The organism is Clostridium tetani (assembly GCF_900167265.1).
GTDB classification, from domain to species: Bacteria; Bacillota; Clostridia; order Clostridiales; family Clostridiaceae; genus Clostridium_G; species Clostridium_G tetani.
Genome location: NZ_FUWT01000004.1, coordinates 83,455 through 106,676, shown reverse-complemented (window position 1 = coordinate 106,676; position 23,222 = coordinate 83,455). Strand labels below are relative to the sequence as shown.

Below are 23,222 nucleotides of genomic sequence, written 5' to 3'. Positions count from 1 at the left end.
CTTACATATATTATATATTTTTCTTCTGTAAGTCAACATTTTTGGGTATATTCAACTCCCTTTTCCTTCTTGTCATTATACCTCCTATTCTTCCAGTTTCTTCAGAAGTTAATGAGCTCCATCCTTGTTCCTTAACTTTATCTATTAATCCTAATTCCTCTGCTATTTCATATTTCATCTTTTCTCTAAGTTTTTCCATAGGTGTTAGTTCTTTATTTGCTTTCAGTTTAGCCTTTATAACTTTTTTAAGGGGTGTTTTAGACATAAAAATCCCTCCTAAATAAAATTAAATAACTTTACTGAATATTATTTACACTAAATAATTATTTATACTAAGGTTGTTCATTAAATAAATAACTCCATTTTTTAGTAAAATTCTATTTAAGCTATAATTTATAATATTTCGAATAATTATTTTTGTGTATTTAGTATATAATTTTTCATATATCAGTTATATAATATATAATATAGATAGTTTAGGAGGGATTTGTGTATGAAGTATAATGTTGCTCTAGTTGGCTGTACAGGAATGGTAGGCCAAAAATTTTTAGAAATATTAGAAGAGAGAAAGTTTCCTGTTGACAATCTTTATCTTTTTGCTTCTGCAAGATCTGCAGGTAAAAAGATTCAGTTTTGTGAAAAAGAATTTACAGTTGAAGAATTAAAAGAAGATAATATAAAAAACAAAAAAATAGACATCGCTTTATTCTCAGCAGGAGGTACTATAAGTACAGAATATGCACCAATTTTTGTAAGATATGGTGCAACAGTTATTGATAATAGTAGTGCTTGGAGAATGGATCCTAGTGTTCCTTTAGTTGTACCTGAAGTTAACCCTGATGATGTTAAATTAAGCAAAGGTATAATTGCAAATCCAAATTGTTCTACTATACAAGCAGTAGTTGCCTTAAAACCTTTATATGATGAGTATGGTATAAAAAGAATAGTTTACTCAACTTATCAAGCTGTTTCTGGTGCAGGTATGGCTGGATATAATGATTTAAAGGATGGCTATAATGGAGTAGCCCCTAAAAAATTCCCTTATGCCATAGCTGGTAATGCATTGCCACATATTGACTCTTTCTTAGATAATGGATATACAAAAGAAGAAATGAAAATGGTAAATGAAACTAGAAAAATATTTCATAATGAAGGCTTAAAAATAACTGCTACCACTGTAAGAATTCCTGTTTTCAATAGCCATAGCGAAAGTATAAATGTTGAATTAGAAAAAGAATTCAACCTAGAAGATGTTTTTGAGTTATATAAAAATGTCCAAGGAATAACTCTTGAAGATGATGTGGAAAATTTAGTTTATCCAATGGCTATAACTGCGTCAGGAAAAGATGATGTTTTTGTAGGAAGAATTAGAAGAGACTTTAGTATAAATAACGGATTGAATCTATGGGTAGTTGCAGATAATATAAGAAAAGGTGCTGCTCTTAATACAATTCAAATTGCTGAATGTCTAATTAAAAACAAATAACAAATAATTTAAAGTGAGGTTTTTATATGAGTATATTTAAAGGTTCTGGAGTAGCTATAGTAACACCCTTTTGTGAAAATGGTGTTAATTTTAAAAAGCTTGAGGAGCTTATTGAATGGCATATAGAAAATAGTACCGATGCTATAGTAATATGTGGAACTACTGGAGAAGCATCTACTATGACTGAAGCTGAAATAAAAGAAACTATTAAGTTTACTGTGGACAAGGTTCAAGGACGAATTCCAGTAATAGCTGGTACTGGCAGTAATAACACTAGAAAAGCTATTGAGTTAAGTAAGTGGGCTAAATCCATAGGAGTAGATGGTTTACTACTCATAACACCTTATTATAATAAAACAACTCAAAAGGGCATTGTTGAGCATTTTAAGGCAATTAACGATGATGTTGATGTGCCTATAATTCTTTATAATGTTCCGGGTAGAACTGGACTTAATATACTACCTAAAACACTAGTTAAAATATGTGATACATGTTCAAATGTAGTAGCTATAAAAGAAGCTAGTGGTGATTTAAGTCAAATTATTGAAATGAAAGCTTTGTTAAAGGATAGAATAGATATTTATTCAGGTAATGATGACCAAATTATCCCTATACTTTCTATAGGTGGTATTGGTGTAATTTCTGTTTTAGCAAATATTATGCCAAAAGAAGTTCATGATATGTGTGAACTTTATTTAAAAGGTAAAACAAAAAAAGCTTTAGAAATTCAATTAAATACCCTTTCTCTTACGAACTCATTATTCATAGAAACTAATCCTATTCCTGTAAAAACAGCAATGAATATTATGGGAATAGATGTAGGTGAACTAAGGCTTCCGCTATGTAATATGGATGAAAGTAATTTAAACCTATTAAAAAAAGAGCTATCAAATCATGCTCTTATTAAGTAATAAACTATATTGATGTGGAGGTATATTTAATGGTTAGAATAATGTTAGTTGGTTGCAATGGTAAAATGGGTAGAATAATAACTCATTGTTCTAAGGATTTTAATGATATTGAAATAGTAGCTGGTGTGGATAAAAGCTCAACTTCTAACTTAGATTTCCCAGTATTTGAAAATATACATTCTTCTAGTGTGGAATGCGATGTGGTTTTAGATTTTTCTAGACCATCTTCTTTAAAAAGTTTAATTAGTTATTGTACAGAAAAAAAATTACCTCTAGTTTTATGTACTACTGGATATTCAAAAGAAGAATTAAATTTAATAGAGGAGACATCTAAAAATATCCCTATATTTAAATCAGCTAATATGTCCATAGGGATAAATGTAATAAACTCTCTTTTAAAAGATATTAGTAAAAAACTTTATAAAGACTTTGATATAGAAATAATAGAAAAACATCATAATCAAAAAGTAGATTCACCTAGTGGTACTGCTTTACTTTTAGCAGATACAATTAAGGATAATGTACCAGAAAAATTAGAATATATCTATGGAAGATCAGGACATTCAAAAAGAACTAAGAACGAAATAGGTATTCATGCTATAAGGGGTGGTTCTATAGTAGGTGATCATGATGTGATTTTTGCAGGTATTGGAGAATGTATAGAAATTAAGCATACCGCTATATCTAGAGAAGTTTTTGCCATAGGAGCATTAAAGGCTTCCGCTTTTATGAAAGGTAAACCTTCAGGTATGTACAATATGGATTGTATGTTGAACTCTTAATAATTATATAAAAGCCCTCAAAATGAGGGCTTTTATTATGTTCATTTTATTCATCTTCATTTTCCTTAACTTCATTTTCTACTTTTTCCATTTTTGATATAGATACTTCATAGGCTATCTTTTTTATAACTTCATCTTCTGATATTCTTTTTTGATATTCTCTGCTTTGAAGCCTTCCCCAAACTCTTATATTATCTCCCACTTTTAACCCTTTACAAAATCTAGAATTTCTTCCCCATGCAATAGTTGGTATATAATCAGATTTATTATATGCCCTATTTACAGCTAATAGTACATCTGCTATTTCTCTTCCAAAGGGAGTTGTCCTATATATTGGTTCCTTACATATAAATCCATTTAAAAATATTTGATTTGGATTTTTGCTTTTTTCTATACAAAAATCTATATTTCTAGCAAAAACAGTTAGTATTAACCTATTAACTCCATTTATAAATTTATTATAAGATCTTAGTTGTCCTTCTATTACAACTTCTGATCCCATTTTTAAATCCATATTTATAATAAGTCTTTCTGATACAGTTACATATAAAATATCTTTTGCTTCACTTAATCTTGACACTTCCAAAGAAAAAGTATAAAATCCCTCTCCATACATCTCATGGCTAAATTCCAATTCAGAACATATACTTCCCTCAAGATAAATTCTATTATTTTGTGATAAGTTTTCCATTATAACCCCTCTTTCCCTTAAGTTTATTAAATTATTTGGCTCAACATATAAATATTCAAGGTTTCTTAAAATTATACTTAAAACTTACTTTTCTAATATTTCTTTTAATTTTCTACTCTCTATATTTTCTAATAAACCTATAGTAAATACACACATAAAGATGTATAATTCCAACCTATTTTTGAATTGCTTATTTATAGGTATCTCTTGGGGTTGTATTTCTTCGTTTTTATTATTGACAATTTTTCTTTGAAGGCAATAAAGAAAACCTTCATTATTCTCTTCTACACTGGATAGTGTCACTGTATTTTTATTGCCAAATCCTAAGGTTATTAAATCTCCGCATATATTTAAAGAGTTGCTTTGAAATTCATCCATATTTATTAAGCAGTAGTCGCAATGAAATTCACTAAATTTTACTTTTTCAATTTTATCAATAATCAAATATGATATTTTTTCACCAGAGTAATTTTCAAAATCTATGTAGTCTAAATATATATTTAGTTTTGAGAGTATTTCTGATAAATAATTTTCTAAAATTTCATTTTCGCTTAGTACCAATACTTTTTTCATAAAAATCAACTCCTATTTAGCTATTATTTAATATTTTTAGCAGGAGTTGATTTTTTATACTTATATACTTATTTCTTAATTTGTCTTCCATTTGCATCTAAATTATAATCTTCTTTGTATATTAATTCCCCAACCTTAACAAATTCATATCCCTTTTCCTTAAGATCTTTAATTATTCTAGAAAGGGTTTTAGGAGTGTATTTACTATCACTATGAAATAGAATTATAGATCCTGGTTTTGTTTTCTTCATTACTCTACTGTATTCCTCTTCTTCTCCTTCTTCTTTCCAGTCTATACTATCTACATCCCATTGTATGCAGTAATATCCCATTTCCTCAACAGCCTTTACTGCATTGTCATTATAACTACCACTTGGAAATCTAAAGAGTTTTGAATTACTTCCAATTAAATTAAATATTTTCCCATCTGCAATGTTTATATCCTTTTTTATTTTTTCTATTGGTATTTTAGCCATATCAGGATGTGCGTTTGAATGATTACCTATTTCATGTCCTCTTTTATATATCTCTTTAGCTTGTTCTGGATAATCATCTATCCAGTTTCCTATTAAAAAAAATGTAGCTTTTATTTCATACTCATCTAAAGTTTCCAATATAGATTTAGTATTATCGTTCCCCCAATTTACATCAAAAGTTATAGCCGCCTTTTTTTCTTTAGTGTCCACAGAATATATGGGCAATTTTTTCTCTGAAATAAAAAACACACTCTTATTTGCAAAGTAAATAGAAAATACAGCACTAATCACTAGTAATAACATAGATGTAATTACTTTTTTCCATACTTTACGTCTCAACATATTACCTCCGAAATTATTGTTCACTAATTTCTATATGCTACACAATATACAATTTATTCCTCATAAATATAAAAAGTGACTTTCTTCATTTAAAATATTTATGCTATAATAAGATATAATATTATCAGAATAATTTTTAATTTGGAGAGGATGCACATGTTTGAAGACACTTTAGAATTAGCAGAAAATAAACTTCTTCTGCTTTATATAATTGATAAAATAAATCTTCCAATATCTAATAGTCAAGTGACAGATATTGTACTTGAGAATAATTTCATTAATTATTTTACACTACAACAATATTTATTTGAGCTTATATCTTCTAACTTTTTAAAAACCATAGAAGATGGAAATAAGCATAAACTACAAATAACTTCTAAAGGTAAAAAGGTTCTTTCTCTATTTATAAATAGAGTTTCTTCTGAAAAAATAGTTACAGTTGATAATTATTTGGAAAAACAAATAAATAATATAAAAAAGGACATAAGTGTAATTTCCGATTATACTATTGATTATAAAGATAAGTTTGTTGTAACCTTAAAACTCAATAAAGATGAAATTAATTTAATAGATATAAAATTTACTATGGATTCAAAGGATGAAGCTAAAGAACTTTGTGAAAAGTGGAAGAAAAACTCTTCTAAAATGTATATGGAAATTTTTAAAACCCTATTAGATTAAAACCATGCCTGTAGGTTCCCCACCTATTGGTATGGTACTTTTTATGTTTTCTTTTATATTATATTCTATTAATAAATTATTATAATTATCTCCCACATATATTTTTTTATTTAATTTTACTATTCCTCTTGGCATTCCACCTACAATCAATCTTTCTACTTCCTCATAATAACTCATATCAACTATGCTTATAGTTCCATCTCCAAAATTTGATACATAACAATATCTTCCATCATAATACATGTCTATAGGTGCATTACCAACTTTTATTCTATGCAAGATTCTTAAGGTTTTTAGTGATATAATTGCTATACTTCCTTTTGCATCGCAACCTAAATTACTTTCACAAGCAAAAATATAATTACCATCAAAACTAAACATAGATTTTGTCGGATAGGCTCCAACTCTTATGTTTTCACTGTTTTTATTATTTAAATCTATTAGAGTTAAACTATCATTTTCCATATTGCTTATTAAAAGTAGTTCTTTTTCTTTATTTATAACTATACTATGAGGTAAATTCCCACAGGGTATTTCTTCTAATAATTCGTTTTTTATTAAGTCGAACATAACTACATTATTAGATTCTCCACAAATTATATAGGCATTATCTTTATGAGTTATTACATCATTACAATGCATACCTATAAAATAATCATTAACTTCTCTATTCTCTTTTATATCTACAATCGAAATACCATTTCCATAACTATTTGCTGTTATCAATTTGTCTCTATATTTACATATGCCATGAGGACCTATTCTTCTGTAATTTGAACTATTTAGATCTATTTTCCTTTCTTCCTTAAACTTTTCTAAATTCACTTTTGAAATATAATCTGATGAAGTATTGCATATAAATAGATGTTTCATAGTAAATCCCTCCTCAGAAATATAATATGTCAATGATTTTAAAAATGAGATTATATAAATAATTTATTGTGAAAATTTTAAATTTGCTATATAATCATCTATATAAAATTTAAGGAGGGGAGATATGTGTACACTTATGAAACTAAAGGAGTCTGTTCAAGAAAAATTACTTTTGATATAAAAAATAATGCTATACAAAATGTAAATTTTTTAGGAGGATGTGACGGAAATTTAAAAGGACTTTCTAAATTAATAGAGGGCATGGAACCTAATGATGCTATTAAAAGACTTAGTGGAATTAAATGTGGTGGTAAAGAAACTTCCTGTCCAGATCAATTAGCTAAAGCTATAAGACAAGCTCTTTCTTAAAGATAAAGGGTTGTCTCAAAATTTTATTTTGAGACAACCCTTTTTAATACATTACCTATTTCTTATAATTTTCCTCATATCTCCTATCATATATAAAGAACCACATATTAAAATCATATCATCTTCATCACAATAAGCTAAAGCTTTAACATAAGCTTCTTTATAATCTTCTAAAGCTTCACAATTTTTATTATAATTTTCTATTGTTTTTATTAACTCTTGGGATGTTTTCCCTCTATAACTATTAGGTGTAACTGCAATAACTTTATTTGCTATAGGCGTAATAGTTCTCACCATCTTTTGAATATCTTTATCTGTTAATATTCCAATAATTAAAATTAATTTATTATATCTGAAATACTGCTTTATACTTTCTTTAAGCTTTGTTATGCCATCTAAATTATGTGCACCATCTATCACCACTAATGGATTTGTTTTTAATATTTCAAGTCTTCCTGGCCATTGCACATTACTTAGCCCCCTTAAAATATCTTCTTTTTTTATTTTTATTCCTATTTGCATCAGTTGTTCTATTGCATAGATAGCTACTGCACAATTCATCCTTTGATGGCTTCCAAGTAAAGATAACTGCACTTTATATTCATCTTTATTTGTTTTTATTTGTAAGAACTGATAAGACTTATTAAAATCCTCATTAGGAATATGATAAATTGAATTTTCATCTATATATATTAATTTACTATCCTTTTCCATACAAGTTTTTTCTATAACTTTATAAGCTCCTTCTTCTTGAGGATATAATATAACTGGTACATTTTCTTTTATTATTCCAGCTTTTTCACTAGCTATCTCTTCTATAGTATTTCCTAAAATGCTCACATGATCATAACTTATTGACGTTATAATGCTAACTAAAGGTTTTATAACATTTGTAGAGTCAGATTTACCACCTAATCCTACTTCAATTATAGCATAGTCTATTTCTTTTTTACTATAATATAAAAACATAATACAAGTTATTATTTCAAATTCTGTTGGATATCCCCACCCCATTGAAACTACTTTTTCTATAGCTTCAGATACTATGGTAGTATAATATGCTAAATCACTTTTGGGAATATTCTCTCTATTTATTTGAATTCTTTCTTCAAATTCCTCTATATATGGTGATGTATACATGCCTATCTTAAATCCTGATTCTATTAATATAGATGTAATCATAGATGTTATGGAGCCTTTACCATTGGTTCCAGCTATATGTATACATTTTAAATTCTTATGTGGGTTACCTAAAATATCTAATATTTTTTCAACTCTCTTAGTACCAGTATTGTTACCATATTTACTTGTGTTTTGTATATATTCCATAGCTTCATTATAATTCAAAATACCACCTACTTTTTAAAAACTTTTAGAATATGCTACAGTTTATTGCTGTAGCATATTCTAAATTTTACTTTAAAGATTTAATTCTTTCTAATACAGCTTCTAACATTTCTTTGTATTTTTCACCTTTAGCTTTTTCTTCATTAACAACAGCTTCAGGAGCTTTTTTTACAAAGTTTTCGTTAGATAATTTTTTATCTACTCTTTCTATTTCTTTTTCTAACTTTTCTCTTTCTTTATTTAATCTTTCCATTTCTTTTTCTAAATCAACTAAATCAAATAATGGTATATATATTTCTGCTCCTTTTGTCACGGCAGATACTGCATTTTCTGGTGCTTCTTCTTTTGAGTTTAAGAACTCTACTTCACTAGCTGATGCCAATTTTTCAAAATAAATTTTTCCATCTTTAAAAGCATCAATTCCATCTAATGCATATATCATTATTTTTGCTTTTCTTGATGGTGGTACATCCATTTCTATTCTTACATTTCTTATAGCCTTTATAGCCTCTATTACATGACTCATTTTCTTTTCTACTTCTTCATTTTTTAATTCTTCTTTGAACTCTGGCCACTTAGAAGTAGTTATAGTCTTTTCTTCTTCTTGAATGTTAATAAATATTTCTTCTGTTATAAATGGCATTATAGGATGTAAAAGTTTAAGACCTGAAGTTAAAACATTAAATAAAACATTAAATGTAACTCCCTTAGCTTTTTCATCTTCCCCATATAATACAGGTTTTGATAACTCTATATACCAATCACAGAATTCGTTCCACATAAAATCATAAACCTTTTGAGAGGCCATTCCTAACTCAAACTTCTCTATGTTGTCAGTTACTTCTTTAATTACTTCATTTAATCTTGATAGTATCCATGTATCTGCAATATTATAATCTTTACAATCCTTATATTTTTCCATTAAATTTTTATCCAAATTCATCATAACGTATCTTGAAGCATTCCAAATCTTATTTGCAAAGTTTCTAGCTGACTCTACTCTTTCTTCATAGAATCTAATATCATTTCCTGGAGCATTTCCTGTAATTAACATAAATCTTAAAGCATCCGCTCCATATTTATCTATAACCTCAAGTGGGTCTACTCCATTTCCTAAGGACTTTGACATCTTTTTACCTTCTGAATCTCTTACTATTCCATGTATTAGTACTGTTTTAAATGGAATTTCTTTCATATTATGAAGTCCTGAAAAAATCATTCTTGCTACCCAGAAAAATATTATATCGTATCCTGTAGCTAAAACATCTGTAGGATAAAAATATTCTAAATCCTCTGTTTTATCTGGCCATCCAAGAGTTGAGAAAGGCCATAGCGCTGAACTGAACCAAGTATCTAATACATCTTCATCTTGAATTAAATTTTCACTAGAACATTTACTACATTTTTTTGCCTCTTCTAAGGAAACTATAGTTTCACCACAATCTTTACAGTACCATACAGGTATTCTATGTCCCCACCATAGTTGTCTTGATATACACCAATCTTGAATATTTTCCATCCAGTTAAAGTATGTTTTATCAAATCTTTCAGGAACAAATTTTATTTCTCCACTTTTTACAACTTCTATAGCAGGTTTTGCTAGTTCCTTCATTTTTACATACCATTGTTTTGATATCATAGGCTCTATAATAGTATTACATCTATCATGACAGCTTACATTGTGGATGTGCTCTTTTACTTTTACTAAGAATCCTTCTTTCTTTAGGTCTTCTACTATGGCTTTTCTAGCTTCATATCTATCCATACCACTATATTTTCCACCTAATTCATTGATTGTTCCATTCTCATTCATTATAATTATTTCTTCAAGGTCATGTCTTTTTCCAACTTCATAATCATTGGGATCGTGGGCTGGAGTTATTTTAACCGCTCCTGTTCCAAATTCCACATCTACATAGTCATCTGCTACTATAGGTATTTCTCTATTAACAAGAGGTAACATTAATTTTTTACCTATTAAATGTTTATATCTTTCATCATTTGGATTTACAGCTACTGCAGTATCTCCAAGCATAGTTTCAGGTCTTGTAGTTGCTATTTCTAAATATTCTTCTGAATCTACTAATGGATATTTTACATGCCAGAAATTACCATAATTTTCTTCATATTCTATTTCTGCATCTGATAGTGCAGTCATACATTTAGGACACCAGTTAACTATTCTATTACCCTTATATATTAATCCTTCTTCATATAATTTTACAAAAACCGCTCTTACTGCCTTATCTAAATTATCATCCATAGTAAAACTTTCACGAGTAAAGTCTGCTGATGAACCTAATTTTTTAAGCTGGTCTCTTATTCTACCTCTGTATTCTTCTGACCATTCCCATACTCTTTCAAGGAAAGCTTCTCTTCCCATTTCCTTTTTCTTAAGTCCAGTTTTTAATAATTCATTTTCAACTTTTACTTCTGTTGCAATGCTGGCATGGTCTTGCCCTGGAAGCCAAAGAGTGCTGTATCCTTGCATTCTTTTAACCCTAATTAAAAAATCCTGCATACTATTATCCAATGCATGACCTAAGTGTAATTTTCCTGTTATATTTGGAGGTGGCATAACTATAGTATAAGGCTTTTTATCCTTATCAACTTTCGGAGTAAAGTATTCTCCCTCTTCCCACATTTTATATATTCTTTCTTCAAACTCTTTTGGATCATAAGTTTTAGCAATGTTTATATTGTCATTCATTTGTATCTCCTCCTATATATTCTTTTATACTATTAACAATTCATAGTAATTTTTTATATAAAAAAAGCACCGTTGTCCTTTAAATTTAAAGGACGACAGTGCGCGTTACCACCTTTTTTCCTGTATTTTTACAATACAGACTCTTAATAAATTTAACGATGTTATCCACCGTCCTTACCTACTAAAATTTCAGTAAGGAAGCTCCAAAGCTACCTTTAAGAATCTTTTCACAGAAAGTCTTTCAGCCTATGAACTTTCCTCTCTTAGTAATAGTTATTCTCTAATCCTCTTCTTCACAGCTTTTATTATTTAATGATAACATTTATTATAACTTAATTTTCAAAACTGTCAATAGTATAAAGTATATATAATTAAAGCTCTACTTTGTTTAAAATTTCTTCTTCTATTTTATTAACATTTGATTCTAGTTTTTCTATTTCCTTTTTAGTTTCATTTACAAATTCCTCATCTTTTATAGATCCTAAATTAATCTTTACATTATATAAAGCTGAGTGAACTGCTGTTCTTGCTGACATTGCTGCAACTGCACCATCTGTAACAGCATTTTGATTTCCTTTTGCTATAACTTTTTCTGCTAAATCAAGTAATTCAAAAGCATCTTTAGCTACATTTAAAGGTACTGTAGCAGCTCCCTTAAACCCTTCTTGGATTACCTTTGTTCTAGCTTTCTTTTCTTCTTCAGTATTTTTAGGCATTTTAAATGCATCCATTATTTTATTAAAAGAATCTGAGTCCTCATCAATGTAGTTTACAAATTTTTCTTTGTACTCTGAAGCCATACCTTTAAGCTTTTTCATTTCTTCTTCTACATCTTCGTATCCCTTTTTCCCTATAGTCAAATTAGCCACCATTTCGATTAAAGCTGCTGATGATGCTGCACTTAGAGCTGCTATACTTCCACCACCTGGTGCTGGTGAATCTGATGCTGTTTCATATATAAAATCTTTAATAGATAAATCTTTAAGCATTACATTACCTCCAAATATTAATTTATATTTTTAGAATAATCCTGATATATTTCCGTTTTCATCAACATCCATTTTTTCTGCTGCTGGAACTTTTGGAAGTCCTGGCATTACCATTATGTTTCCTGTTTCGCATACTATAAATCCTGCACCTGCTGAAACTCTAACATTTTTAATAGTAATGTTAAATCCTTTAGGAGCTCCCATCAATGTTGCATCATCTGAGAATGAGAACTGAGTTTTAGCCATACAAATTGGTAATTTATCTAATCCTATTTCTTCTAACTTTTTAATTTGTTTCATTGCAGATGATTCTATTACTACGCCTTCTCCACCGTATAATTCTTTTACTATTTTATTTAATTTTTCAGGTATTGAATCTTCAACGTCATATAGTGGTTTATAGTTTGGCTTTTCTGTTTCTAGTATTTTAACTAGCTTTTCAGCCATTTCTATTCCGCCTTCTCCACCTTTTGCCCAAACTTCATTTAAGGATACTTCAACACCGATTTCTTTACATTTTTTAATTAATAAATCTATTTCAGCTTCTGAATCAGTTATAAATCTATTAACTGCTACCATTACTGGTAAACCAAAATTCTTCATATTTGTTATATGTTTTTGTAAATTAGCAAATCCCTTATCTAAAGCTTCAAGATTTTCCCCACTTAATTCAGTTTTCTTAACTCCACCATGCATTTTTAATGCTCTAATTGTAGCAACTATAACTACTGCATCTGGCTTTAAACCACCATATCTACATTTAATGTCTAAGAATTTTTCTGCTCCAAGGTCAGCTCCGAATCCTGCTTCTGTTACTAATATATCTCCTAGTTTTAATCCAAGTCTAGTAGCTATTAATGAGTTACATCCATGAGCTATGTTTGCAAATGGTCCACCATGAATAAGAGCTGGTGTATTTTCAAGAGTTTGGACTATATTTGGTTTTATAGCATCTTTTAAAAGCATAGCCATAGCACCATTTACCTTTAAATCTCCAGCTGTTACTGGTTTTCCTTCTAAACTGTAAGCAACTATTATATTTCCTAATCTTTCTTTTAAGTCCATAAGATCTTTAGCTAAGCAAAGTATGGCCATAACTTCTGATGCAACTGTTATCATGAATCCATCTTGTCTTGTAAATCCACAAGCTTTTCCACCCATTCCCACAACTACATTTCTTAATGCCCTATCATTCATGTCTACAACTCTTTTCCAAACAATTTCTCTGGAATCTATTTTAAGAGCATTTCCTTGGTGAATGTGATTATCTATAGCAGCTGATAATAAGTTATTAGTTATACCTATAGCATGCATATCACCAGTAAAGTGTAAGTTTATATCTTCCATTGGAACAACTTGGGCATATCCTCCTCCTGCTGCTCCTCCTTTAACTCCAAAAACTGGTCCTAGGGATGGTTCTCTTAAAGCTATAAAAGTTTTCTTTCCTATTTTATTTAAAGCTTGACCTAATCCTATTGAAGTAGTTGACTTTCCTTCTCCAGCAGGTGTCGGAGATATTGCTGTAACTAAAACTAACTTTCCGTCCTTTTCATCCTTTAATCTATCAAATATATCTAAAGATAATTTAGCCTTATATTTACCATATAACTCTAATTCATCTTCTAATATGCCATACTTTTCAGCTATTTCTCCTATAGGTTTCATTTGTGCCTTTTGTGCTATTTCTATATCTGTTAATACTTTTTCCATATATATTCCTCCTCATATTTTAATTAATGCTTAGTATATAATTTATAATTAATCAAGAAGCCTTTTTTCTAATATTTGGCTTATGTCAAAGTTTTCAATTTGTAAATAGTATTCTGCACAATCTAATAATGCTTTCATTGGAACTGTTCCTATTACTTCACTTCCTACTACAGGCACTCCATATCTTTTAGCTTCCATTTTTATCATTTCAAAAGCTCTATAAACTGATGTTTTTTCGTAGTTTACTAAGTTCATTGATACTTGAACTATATTTCTTTCTTCTAATTTTAATCCTATAGCCTTTGCAAATCTTAATCCTCCGCCTATAAATCTCACCTTTTTAGCTATAGCATCAGCTACTTCTAAATTATCTGTTCCTAAGTTTACATTAAATGCTACTAGTGCAACTCTTGCTCCTACAGCTGTGCATCCACTTTTTGCATTCATTTCTTGTGGACCATAGTCTGGTTTCCATTCTGATTCTTTTATTTTTTCAAAGAATCCTTCATATTGTCCCTTTCTAACTTTTGCTAAATTCTGTCTTTCAGGTGTTGTAGCCGCATCTTCATATAAATAAACCGGCACTCCCAAACTTCCTATTTCTTTTCCAACTTCATTTGCAAGTTCTACGCATTCCTCCATAGTAACATCTGATACTGGAGTGAAAGGTATAACATCTACTGCTCCCATTCTTGGGTGTCCACCATGATGCTTAGTCATATCTATTAATTCAATTGATTTTTTTGCTAATCCTAATACAGCCTTTTTTACATCTTCAGGATCTCCTATCATAGTCACTACTGATCTATTATGATCTTCATCTGATGAATAGTCTAAAAGTTTTACATTTTCTATTTTTCTCACTTCGTCCACTATTGTTTCAATTATTTTTTTATCTTTTCCCTCACTAAAATTTGGTACACATTCAACTAATCTTGCCATAATATATTTCCTCCTTATAAGTTTATATTAACTTTATATTTTACTCAAGTATGATTATAACTAGAGTTTTTCTTCTTCTTTAATAACATTATACTTTATGCTCCATCAACAAATCGTCTAATTTTTGTAACAATTCAAAAACATTTATATATTTTTTGAATTCATTATTTAAAAACATTGATAAAGTAAATAATATTTGGTATTCCTATTAAGTCTATTAAAAAGGCACCCACTAAAGGTACTATTAAAAATGCTTTTGTGGATGGTCCATACTTTTCAGAAACAGTACTCATATTTGCTATAGCATTTGGTGTAGCTCCAAGACCATGTCCCAACATCCCAGCACACATTATAGCTGCATCAAAATCTTTACCTAATAATCTAAAGGTTACAAATACTGTATATAAAGCTATGAATACAACTTGTGTAATTAAAACTACAAACATAGGACCTGCTAAATTAGCTAACTCCCATAACTTTAATGTCATAAGGGCCATAGATAAGAAAATACTTAAAGCTATATCTCCCATTAAATCTATTGTATAAAAATCCAATTTTATAAAGTTAAATTTATCATTTAAATTTCTAAATATAACTGCTATAAACATAGCTCCTACATATCCAGGTAAAACTGTTCCACCTGCTCTTACCCATCCGCCTGCAATAGATCCTAATGTCATACATACAGTTATTATTCCTAAATGCATTAAAAATCCATATGCTGTTATGTTTCCCTTATCTGTTATTCCTGCAACTTCTTTATAAGAAACATCTTCTTTTTGTTCTTCTTCAGAAGGTTTTAAATTGTACTTATCTATAAGTGTTTTAGTTATTGGTCCTCCAATTAACCCTCCTGCTATTAAACCAAAAGTTGCCGCTGCTAATGCTACAGTGGTAGCTCCTGTTATTCCTAATTTTTCCACATCATTACCAAAGGCTGCTGCTGCACCATGTCCCCCTTCCATAGATGCTGCTCCCATAAGTACTCCTAATAGAGGATGTAAATTAACAACTTTCGCCATATATACCCCTATTAAATTTTGTGATACTGCTAATATACCACATAATGCCCAATAAATAATTAAAGGTTTTCCACCTTTTTTAAGTAAAGAAAAGCTTCCTCCAAGTCCTATAGTAGTAAAAAACACTAACATAAAGGGCGATTGGAATGTAGCATCCATAGTTATAGTAATTACATTAGCTTGTTTTAATATTAAAGTAAATATAGAAAATAAAAGTCCTCCTATAACAGGAGAAGGAATACAAAATCTTTCAAAGAAATTTACTCTCTTTTTTAATAAATCTCCTAAAAAGAACATAAGAATAGCTAGTGTTAAAGTAGTTACCATGTCAATTTTTAAAGTTAATATACCTTCTATAATTTCCCTTTTCATAAAAACCCTCCTTAGCACCTTACTTAGATTTATATAATAATAATAAACTCTCATTTATTATGTATAGCATTTTTTATGCCAATAAAAAAACTCTGTTTTTAGCTATTTTCTCATTATATTGCCCTGCAAATTTTGCCGCCATGCATAATTTGCAGTATATTTTATTTATTCTGAATAATAAATGCATACAAAAAGATAGATGACAAAATCTCATCTATCTTTTCTTATATCTTTTTAATCTGTTAAATCATTTTCTATATTTATATTGTGTTTTTCAACTATTCCATTAATCATTAATGCAATAGCTCCATCTCCTGCTATATTACACGCTGTACCAAAACTATCTTGTAGGGCAAATATAGTTAATACTAAAGCTATTGCTGAATCACTAAATCCTAATACTCCTGTAATTAAACCTAATGACGCCATAACTGTTCCCCCTGGTACTCCAGGTGCTCCTATTGCAAATATTCCAAGTAAAACTATAAATTGAATGATACTTCCTACAGGAGGTAATTGCCCATACACTAATTGTGAAACTGTCATTACGAAAAATGTTTCAGTTAAAACAGAGCCACAAAGATGTATAGTTGAACATAGAGGAATGGCAAAATCCACTATCTCCTTTTTTAAAATCTTTGATTTATGAGCACTTTTTAATGCTATTGGTAATGTGGCTGCACTGGACATAGTTCCAACAGCAGTTAAATATGCTGGTCCATAATGTTTTGCAACCTCCATAGGGTTTTTCTTTGATATAGCTCCTCCAATACCATAAAGAAGTGTTAACCATATAAAATGTCCAACTAAAACTAATACTATAACTATTAAAAACACTGGTAACTGCGTTGTTATACTACCTTCATATGCAAGTCCTGCAAAGGTAGACGCAATAAAGAAAGGTAATATTGGTATTACAACTTTTGTAACTATAGCTAACATTATATTTTGAAACTGATCTAATAGTTTTTCTACTAGATCGGATTTAGTCCAGGCTGTAGCTAATCCTATTAGCACAGCTGTAGCTAATGCCGTCATAACCGTCATAATAGGTGGTATATCCAATTTAAAAACTATTTTAGGAATTTCTTTTAAATTCCCAGTAGCACTAGATATTGATAGTTTAGGGATAATTGCATATCCTGCCATAGCTGAAAATGCAGCTGCTCCTAATGAAGATAGATAAGCAATTAGAACTGTTATCCCCAACATTTTACTAGCATTTGATCTCATTTTAACTATAGATGGTGCTATAAATCCTATTATAACCAAAGGTATGCAGTAAAATATTACTTGTCCCAATATATGCTTTATTGTAGCTATTATTCTTATAAGTCCTTCTGGTGCAAATAATCCTATTATAATTCCAAGTGCAACACCAGCTAAAAGTTTTACAACCAAGTTGTCCTTTAATTTACTCATAACTCTTCCCCCTTATAATTTTTATAAATATATAAATAATTTAATTACATCTATCTAACATAACTTCTAATATGACTTCATCTGTACAGCTCATGCCATCAGTAGAAACTTTCCCCAAGTTTTGTATAGATTTTTCAGCTGTTTCATCTAAAATTCCATCATTTGAAGGTACAAATATATTTTTAAGTGCCATTCTTGCTGCATCAATACTAGATGAAACAGATATGCATAATTTATAAGCACATCCAAGTTTTGCTCCATCACAAATCATTCCTGAAATTCCTGCTATCATATTTTTTATAGCTCCATATATTTGCTCTAAGGTTCCATCCATTAAGTAACATAAACCTGCACTCGCTCCTACTCCCGCTGCAACACCACATCCACACACAGGTGATAAGGCTCCTGTATAACTTTTTATATATATTGTAACTAAGTGACTTAAAGCCACACTTCTTATAACTTTTTCTTCATTTTTTTCTAGTTTTTCACCTATAGATGCTATTGGTAATATGGCAACTAGTCCATGATTACCACTACCAGCACTACTCATGACTGGCAAAGGATATCCTGACATTCTAGCTTCACATGCACCTGAAGTAACTGCTTTAGCATACTCTATAACATTATTCTCTTCTGATTTTAACAAATCTCCTAAACCCAAACCTAGCTTATTATCCAATCCTTCTTTTGCAATTCTTTTGTTCATTGCTATACCTTCATTAATAAAATATATGTCCTCTATATCTATATTATCCACAAAGTCTTTTAGATCTTTTATTGTAAAATTTCTAATTTCATCTCTTAAATTCACACTAACGGATGATTTTTCTTCACTTTTCTCTTCTATACACATACCATTTTTCTCAAGTAAAACTATATTCAAATGATTATTCTTTATTACTACCCTAGATTTGTTTTTATTTCCTGATGCTATAATTTCTATATATAGTCCTTTTACCCCTTCTTTTAGATTTAGTTTCACTACATTATTTTGTATTAATTCTAATGCCTTAGGAATGTCCTCGTTAGTCAAATCCTTTAATACTTGTAGGGAATACTCAGATTTTCCAACTATTATGGATAGAGCTGCTGCTATAAGTATACCCTTTTTATCCGTTCCTGGTATGCCAACTTCTTTTCCATTCTTAAATATACTTCTATCTACATTAACTTCCATATGCTCTACTTCTTCACCTAATATTTCTTTCGCTTTTGATACACCATAAGCTACAGCTATTGGTTCCGTACATCCTAATGCTGGTACAACTTGATTTTTTAATATTTCTATCAATAATCCTTCTCTATTCATAATATTACCCCTCCTAAAATTTAGTGTCAATATATTAATTAAGCAATATTTATGCCAATGGCGACAACTCTTTGACATCAGTCTTTGTAGCGTTTTTTAGTCTTAGTTTTATCATATTTGATAAAACTAATTTATAAATATAATATATTCTCTATAAAAAGTATTTATCTTCATGACTTTTACTGTTTTATCATATTTGATAATGAATTATTATTTATGATAATTTATTCTTAACTTTCTAATAATTAAAATTATAAAAATAGTTTGTAACTCATTCTAAGAATTACAAACCATTTTCAACCAATCTATTCCATTTATAACATTAATGATCCTATTACAGCAAATATAAATAAAGGTATAACATAAGCTAAAAAGTTTGGTACACAAGTATCCCATATATGATCGTGTTGTCCATCTATATTAAGACCAGATGTTGGTCCCAATGTACTGTCTGATGCTGGTGATCCCGCATCCCCTAATGCTGAAGCTATACCTATTAATAATATAATAGCTTGAACGCTAAATCCTAATTGTAATCCTAGAGGACAGTATATTGCTGATAAAATAGGTATTGTACCAAATGATGTTCCTATTCCCATTGTTACTAATAATCCTATTAATAACATAACAATTGCCCCTGTAATTTTACTACTTATTATTGAAGCTGCTGAATTTACTAGCACATCAATTGCACCTGTTTGCCTTAAAACATTTGCATATCCAGCTGCTACTAGCATTATCATAGCTACTAATGCCATCATTTTAAGTCCACCATCAATCATTTCATCTATTTCCTTCCACTTTACTGAACCAGTAGCTACCATTGCAATTAAACCTGATAAAGCTCCCAGTGGCAATGATTTTGTTTTAAGCTGAACAATAAATGCTACTGCTGCTGCTAAAAGTGCTAACCATTGTTTTCCTGTCATTTCAACATCTTCATCTAAATTAAAACCCTCTATTTGTATATCTTCATATTCTCTTGGTTTTCTAAATACTATAAATACAACAAATATTAATCCTGTTAGCATTGCAAGTCCACCGATCCACATAGACCTCCACGTCATGTCAATAGTAACTTGAATACCATTTTGTGTCATTTGATCTTTTATAATATTATGATATATAAGTCCAAAGCCTACAGGCAATGTTACATAAGGTGCTTTAAGACCAAAGGTAAGAGCACAAGCTACGGCTCTTCTATCTAATTTCATTTTATTCATTAAAGGAATTAGTGGTGGTATTAATATAGGTATGAATGCTATATGAATAGGTATAAGATTTTGGGAAAAACAAGCTACGAAAGCTATAATTAATGTAAGTGCAATTTTATTCCCCTTTACTGTTTTTGAAATCTTCCTTGCAAGTATTGTAGCTAACCCTGTTTTACTTACAGCTATAGCAAAGGCTCCAAGTAATATATAACTTAGTGCAGTTTCTGAGTTTCCTCCCATTCCGTCTATAAGAATTTTCATAGTTTCTTGAATTGGTATGTCTGCAGCTATTCCCGCAGTTATAGCAGCCAATAAAATTGATAATAAAACATTTAACTTAAGTAAACACAAACTTGCCATTACAATTACAGAAATTACAACTGGATTCAATAGTATCATATTCATCTCCCCTTAAAATTTAATAAAATCTTTTCTTCATATTTCTAAATCAATATTATTACTTTTCACTCAATTCAACTATATCACAATTTCGTCAAATAATAGTCTATTTAGACTTTTATAAATATTATAATTACCTTTATTATATCGTCTTTTTATTTTCTTATAAGTTCCAATTTAACTGTTAGGAAAATGAATTTAGCACACTACTTTTCAAGAGAAAAAACGCCTAAGGTTAAGATAGGGACTTAACTCCATCTAAACCTTAGGCATAAAATATTTTTTTAAAAAAACGTCAACAAAATATCTAAAATCTAATTTCCTGTAAATTGTTTATTATTCAAGTTATTTAAATCTTGGATAATATTTTTATATATTTTTTATATATCAGTATCATATTCTATAACATCAATGAGCCTATTACACCGAACACCATTAAAGGTATATCGTAGAAAATAAAGGTTGGTACACAAGTATCCCAGATATGGTCATGTTGTCCATCTATATTAAGCCCTGATGTTGGTCCAAGTGTACTATCTGATGCTGGTGATCCTGCGTCTCCTAATGCTGCCGCTATACCTATTAATAGTATAATAGCTGGAATACTAAATCCTAATTGCAATCCTAATGGGCAATATATAGCTGCTAAGATAGGTATTGTTCCAAAGGATGTTCCTATTCCCATTGTTACTAATAATCCAACTAATAACATAACAACTGCTCCTGTAGCCTTAGTACTTATCACCGCAGTTGCTGAAGTTACTAGTGCTTCAACTGCTCCTGTTTCTCTTAAAACATTTCCATACCCTGCTGCTACTAGCATTACAATTGCTACTAATGCCATCATTTTAAGTCCGCCCTCAATCATCTCATCTATTTCATTCCATTTTACTGAACCAGTAACTATTAATGCAATTAAACCCGATAAAGCTCCTAATGGTAATGATTTTGTTTTAAGTTGAACTACAAATGCTACTGCTGCACCTAAAAGCGCTAACCATTGTTTACTTGTCATTTCAACTTCTTCGTCTAAGTCAAAGCCTTCAACTTTTATATCTTCATATTCTCTTGGCCTTCTATAAGCTATAAGTACAGCTAATAATAATCCCACTAGCATAGAAAGTCCTGCAATCCACATAGATCTCCAAATCATATCTGTAGTAACTTCAATACCATTTTGAATCATTTGGTCTCTTATAATGTTATGAAATATAAGTCCAAAACCTACGGGTAATGTTACATAAGGTGCTTTAAGACCAAAAGTAAGTGCACAAGCAACACCTCTTCTATCTAATTTCATTTTATTCATTAAAGAAATTAGTGGTGGTATTAATATAGGTATAAATGCTATATGAATGGGCACTAAATTTTGAGAAAAACAAGCTACAAAAGCTATAATTAATGTAAATGCAATTTTATTTCCCTTTACTGCCTTAGAAATCTTTTTTGCAAGTAGTGTAGCTAATCCTGTTTTACTTATAGCTATAGCAAAAGTTCCAAGCAATACATAACTTAAAGCAGTTTCTGAATTCCCCCCCATTCCATCTATAAGAGTCTTCATAGTTTCTGTAATAGGCATGCCTGCTGCTACTCCAGCGGTTATAGCTGCCAATAGAATTGATAAAAGAACATTTAACTTCATTAAACATAAAGCCGACATTACAATTACAGATATTACAACTGGATTTAATAATATCATTTTATCTCCCCCTAAAATTTAATAAGACAATTTATAGATTTACATTAACTATGCCTTCTGCTACAATCTCCACCGTTCCTTTTATTGTTATTTTGTCTATTTTGCTTTCAACATAATTAGCTGTGGCCTCTAACTCTCCCCCAGGTTGTCTTATACCTATGCAAATGTTTTCTTTATTTTCATAAGCTAATGCTGATACTACAGCAGAAGTGCCTGAAGCGCAACTTTCTTCCCAAAATAAGCTGTCTGTTGCTTTAACATATACTAATGGTTTTAAGTAATTTTTATTAAAATTATAAAACATAATACCAAAAGCGTCATATTCAGGATATCTCTCCTCCATAGTATTTTTTACAAGATTGAAAAACTTTTCATTGTTTTCAACTTTGTTAATATCCACTACAAAATGAAATATTCCTGAAAAATCCACTTTATAAATTTCATAGTCTTCTAGTTTTTCTAATTTTATCTTACTTGGAATAGGCATGTCTATTTTTGAATAAAATAGGTTTGATACTTCTGTAGGTGTAACTTCACAATTTAATACATCTTCATAGCCAGAACATTGTAATTTAACTTCATAAAGTTCTTCTTTGTTTTTTATATAAGGATAATTGTTATAAAGTAAAAGTGCTCCTAGTGACCTTGAAGCATTGCCACAAAATTCACCTCCCATCATGTTTAACTTTATGATTTTTTCCTCTTCATTAGAACTTGTTAAAAAACCTACTTGTTCTCCATGTATATTGGTGTATTGCATTAATTTTTTTGAAATGTCTTTGTATAGTTCCTTAGGAACGGGGTCTGTCACAAATATAGTCATATTCCCCACTGGATTTACTTTTACAAATCTTAATCTAATATGTATCTCCCCCTCTCATTTTTATACAATTCAATTAT

21 protein-coding genes and 1 other annotated feature are annotated in these 23,222 nt (G+C 29.7%); of the genes, 5 read left to right on the top strand and 16 right to left on the bottom strand.

The annotated features are described in order from the left end of the window. Positions 1-10: 10 nt before the first annotated feature. Positions 11-265: an alpha/beta-type small acid-soluble spore protein gene (locus B5D21_RS03980; protein WP_023439281.1), complete on the bottom strand. Its 255-nt coding sequence runs from the start codon at positions 263-265 to the stop codon at positions 11-13. A gap of 228 nt (positions 266-493) precedes the next feature. On the opposite strand from B5D21_RS03980, the gene B5D21_RS03975 reads away from it, so the two are divergent. Genes B5D21_RS03975 through dapB form a run of 3 tightly spaced genes read left to right on the top strand, consistent with a single transcriptional unit; the run spans position 494 to position 3,179 of the window. After that, on the top strand, positions 494-1,486 hold the full coding sequence (locus B5D21_RS03975) for an aspartate-semialdehyde dehydrogenase (protein WP_035108955.1): 993 nt from the start codon (positions 494-496) through the stop codon (positions 1,484-1,486). 26 nt (positions 1,487-1,512) lie between these two features. Continuing rightward, positions 1,513-2,397, top strand: coding sequence for a 4-hydroxy-tetrahydrodipicolinate synthase (gene dapA, locus B5D21_RS03970; protein WP_011100433.1), 885 nt, complete (start codon positions 1,513-1,515; stop codon positions 2,395-2,397). Positions 2,398-2,426: 29 nt separating this feature from the next. After that, positions 2,427-3,179, top strand: coding sequence for a 4-hydroxy-tetrahydrodipicolinate reductase (gene dapB / locus B5D21_RS03965; RefSeq protein ID WP_035108953.1), 753 nt, complete (start codon positions 2,427-2,429; stop codon positions 3,177-3,179). A gap of 46 nt (positions 3,180-3,225) precedes the next feature. Here dapB and B5D21_RS03960 read toward each other — a convergent pair whose 3' ends face one another. The 3 genes from B5D21_RS03960 to pdaB all read right to left on the bottom strand — a co-directional run bounded on the left by B5D21_RS03960 (position 3,226) and on the right by pdaB (position 5,258). Then, complete coding sequence (locus B5D21_RS03960) at positions 3,226-3,870, bottom strand: single-stranded DNA-binding protein (RefSeq protein ID WP_011100435.1); 645 nt, start codon at positions 3,868-3,870, stop codon at positions 3,226-3,228. 84 nt (positions 3,871-3,954) lie between these two features. After that, positions 3,955-4,443 (bottom strand): hypothetical protein, encoded by a 489-nt coding sequence (locus B5D21_RS03955; protein WP_052040964.1) that lies wholly within the window; start codon positions 4,441-4,443, stop codon positions 3,955-3,957. A gap of 68 nt (positions 4,444-4,511) precedes the next feature. Further along, the gene (gene pdaB, locus B5D21_RS03950) at positions 4,512-5,258 is read right to left on the bottom strand and encodes a polysaccharide deacetylase family sporulation protein PdaB (RefSeq protein ID WP_035108949.1); all 747 of its coding nucleotides are present in this window, start codon (positions 5,256-5,258) and stop codon (positions 4,512-4,514) included. A gap of 159 nt (positions 5,259-5,417) precedes the next feature. Here pdaB and B5D21_RS03945 point away from each other — a divergent pair, with 159 nt between their 5' ends. Further along, positions 5,418-5,942 (top strand): DUF4364 family protein, encoded by a 525-nt coding sequence (locus B5D21_RS03945; protein WP_035108948.1) that lies wholly within the window; start codon positions 5,418-5,420, stop codon positions 5,940-5,942. On the opposite strand, the gene B5D21_RS03940 is transcribed toward B5D21_RS03945, so the two are convergent. Further along, a complete protein-coding gene (locus tag B5D21_RS03940) occupies positions 5,934-6,815 on the bottom strand; it encodes a YncE family protein (protein ID WP_035108946.1) in 882 nt (293 codons plus the stop codon). The two genes, B5D21_RS03945 and B5D21_RS03940, sit on opposite strands and share 9 nt — an antisense overlap. A gap of 126 nt (positions 6,816-6,941) precedes the next feature. On the opposite strand from B5D21_RS03940, the gene B5D21_RS03935 reads away from it, so the two are divergent. Further along, a complete protein-coding gene (locus B5D21_RS03935; protein ID WP_023439290.1) occupies positions 6,942-7,184 on the top strand; it encodes a TIGR03905 family TSCPD domain-containing protein in 243 nt (80 codons plus the stop codon). Positions 7,185-7,235: 51 nt separating this feature from the next. On the opposite strand, the gene B5D21_RS03930 is transcribed toward B5D21_RS03935, so the two are convergent. The 11 genes from B5D21_RS03930 to B5D21_RS03880 form a co-directional block, all read right to left on the bottom strand. Further along, positions 7,236-8,531, bottom strand: a complete 1,296-nt coding sequence (locus B5D21_RS03930; RefSeq protein ID WP_011100440.1) for a bifunctional folylpolyglutamate synthase/dihydrofolate synthase — start codon at positions 8,529-8,531, stop codon at positions 7,236-7,238. 67 nt (positions 8,532-8,598) lie between these two features. Next, entirely contained in the window at positions 8,599-11,241 is a 2,643-nt protein-coding gene (locus tag B5D21_RS03925; protein ID WP_011100441.1) for a valine--tRNA ligase, read from the bottom strand. An 85-nt stretch (positions 11,242-11,326) separates the two neighbouring features. Continuing rightward, positions 11,327-11,547 (bottom strand) — a binding site (T-box leader). A 65-nt stretch (positions 11,548-11,612) separates the two neighbouring features. Next, complete coding sequence (locus B5D21_RS03920) at positions 11,613-12,230, bottom strand: cyclodeaminase/cyclohydrolase family protein (protein WP_011100442.1); 618 nt, start codon at positions 12,228-12,230, stop codon at positions 11,613-11,615. Between the two features lie 30 nt (positions 12,231-12,260). Next, positions 12,261-13,940, bottom strand: a complete 1,680-nt coding sequence (locus B5D21_RS03915) for a formate--tetrahydrofolate ligase (protein WP_011100443.1) — start codon at positions 13,938-13,940, stop codon at positions 12,261-12,263. Between the two features lie 48 nt (positions 13,941-13,988). Next, a complete protein-coding gene (ftcD, locus tag B5D21_RS03910; protein WP_011100444.1) occupies positions 13,989-14,882 on the bottom strand; it encodes a glutamate formimidoyltransferase in 894 nt (297 codons plus the stop codon). A gap of 164 nt (positions 14,883-15,046) precedes the next feature. Then, a complete protein-coding gene (gene gltS, locus B5D21_RS03905; protein WP_035108939.1) occupies positions 15,047-16,276 on the bottom strand; it encodes a sodium/glutamate symporter in 1,230 nt (409 codons plus the stop codon). A 234-nt stretch (positions 16,277-16,510) separates the two neighbouring features. Continuing rightward, positions 16,511-17,698, bottom strand: coding sequence for a dicarboxylate/amino acid:cation symporter (locus tag B5D21_RS03900; protein WP_011100446.1), 1,188 nt, complete (start codon positions 17,696-17,698; stop codon positions 16,511-16,513). A 40-nt stretch (positions 17,699-17,738) separates the two neighbouring features. Further along, the gene (locus B5D21_RS03895; RefSeq protein WP_035108936.1) at positions 17,739-19,010 is read right to left on the bottom strand and encodes an L-cysteine desulfidase family protein; all 1,272 of its coding nucleotides are present in this window, start codon (positions 19,008-19,010) and stop codon (positions 17,739-17,741) included. A 314-nt stretch (positions 19,011-19,324) separates the two neighbouring features. Beyond that, positions 19,325-20,623: a Na+/H+ antiporter family protein gene (locus B5D21_RS03890; protein WP_035124388.1), complete on the bottom strand. Its 1,299-nt coding sequence runs from the start codon at positions 20,621-20,623 to the stop codon at positions 19,325-19,327. 400 nt (positions 20,624-21,023) lie between these two features. Beyond that, a complete protein-coding gene (locus B5D21_RS03885) occupies positions 21,024-22,322 on the bottom strand; it encodes a Na+/H+ antiporter family protein (RefSeq protein WP_011100449.1) in 1,299 nt (432 codons plus the stop codon). A 31-nt stretch (positions 22,323-22,353) separates the two neighbouring features. After that, positions 22,354-23,184 (bottom strand): histidine racemase CntK family protein, encoded by an 831-nt coding sequence (locus B5D21_RS03880; protein ID WP_035108930.1) that lies wholly within the window; start codon positions 23,182-23,184, stop codon positions 22,354-22,356. Between the last annotated feature and the right edge of the window lie 38 nt (positions 23,185-23,222).

Bases quoted from the DNA above. Each gene is read 5' to 3' on its own strand.
- B5D21_RS03980 (WP_023439281.1), bottom strand. From the start codon at position 265: ATGTCTAAAACACCCCTTAAAAAAGTTATAAAGGCTAAACTGAAAGCA.
- B5D21_RS03975 (WP_035108955.1), top strand. From the start codon at position 494: ATGAAGTATAATGTTGCTCTAGTTGGCTGTACAGGAATGGTAGGCCAA.
- dapA (WP_011100433.1), top strand. From the start codon at position 1,513: ATGAGTATATTTAAAGGTTCTGGAGTAGCTATAGTAACACCCTTTTGT.
- dapB (WP_035108953.1), top strand. From the start codon at position 2,427: ATGGTTAGAATAATGTTAGTTGGTTGCAATGGTAAAATGGGTAGAATA.
- B5D21_RS03960 (WP_011100435.1), bottom strand. From the start codon at position 3,870: ATGGAAAACTTATCACAAAATAATAGAATTTATCTTGAGGGAAGTATA.
- B5D21_RS03955 (WP_052040964.1), bottom strand. From the start codon at position 4,443: ATGAAAAAAGTATTGGTACTAAGCGAAAATGAAATTTTAGAAAATTAT.
- B5D21_RS03945 (WP_035108948.1), top strand. From the start codon at position 5,418: ATGTTTGAAGACACTTTAGAATTAGCAGAAAATAAACTTCTTCTGCTT.
- B5D21_RS03940 (WP_035108946.1), bottom strand. From the start codon at position 6,815: ATGAAACATCTATTTATATGCAATACTTCATCAGATTATATTTCAAAA.
- B5D21_RS03925 (WP_011100441.1), bottom strand. From the start codon at position 11,241: ATGAATGACAATATAAACATTGCTAAAACTTATGATCCAAAAGAGTTT.
- B5D21_RS03920 (WP_011100442.1), bottom strand. From the start codon at position 12,230: ATGCTTAAAGATTTATCTATTAAAGATTTTATATATGAAACAGCATCA.
- B5D21_RS03915 (WP_011100443.1), bottom strand. From the start codon at position 13,940: ATGGAAAAAGTATTAACAGATATAGAAATAGCACAAAAGGCACAAATG.
- ftcD (WP_011100444.1), bottom strand. From the start codon at position 14,882: ATGGCAAGATTAGTTGAATGTGTACCAAATTTTAGTGAGGGAAAAGAT.
- gltS (WP_035108939.1), bottom strand. From the start codon at position 16,276: ATGAAAAGGGAAATTATAGAAGGTATATTAACTTTAAAAATTGACATG.
- B5D21_RS03900 (WP_011100446.1), bottom strand. From the start codon at position 17,698: ATGAGTAAATTAAAGGACAACTTGGTTGTAAAACTTTTAGCTGGTGTT.
- B5D21_RS03895 (WP_035108936.1), bottom strand. From the start codon at position 19,010: ATGAATAGAGAAGGATTATTGATAGAAATATTAAAAAATCAAGTTGTA.
- B5D21_RS03890 (WP_035124388.1), bottom strand. From the start codon at position 20,623: ATGATACTATTGAATCCAGTTGTAATTTCTGTAATTGTAATGGCAAGT.
- B5D21_RS03885 (WP_011100449.1), bottom strand. From the start codon at position 22,322: ATGATATTATTAAATCCAGTTGTAATATCTGTAATTGTAATGTCGGCT.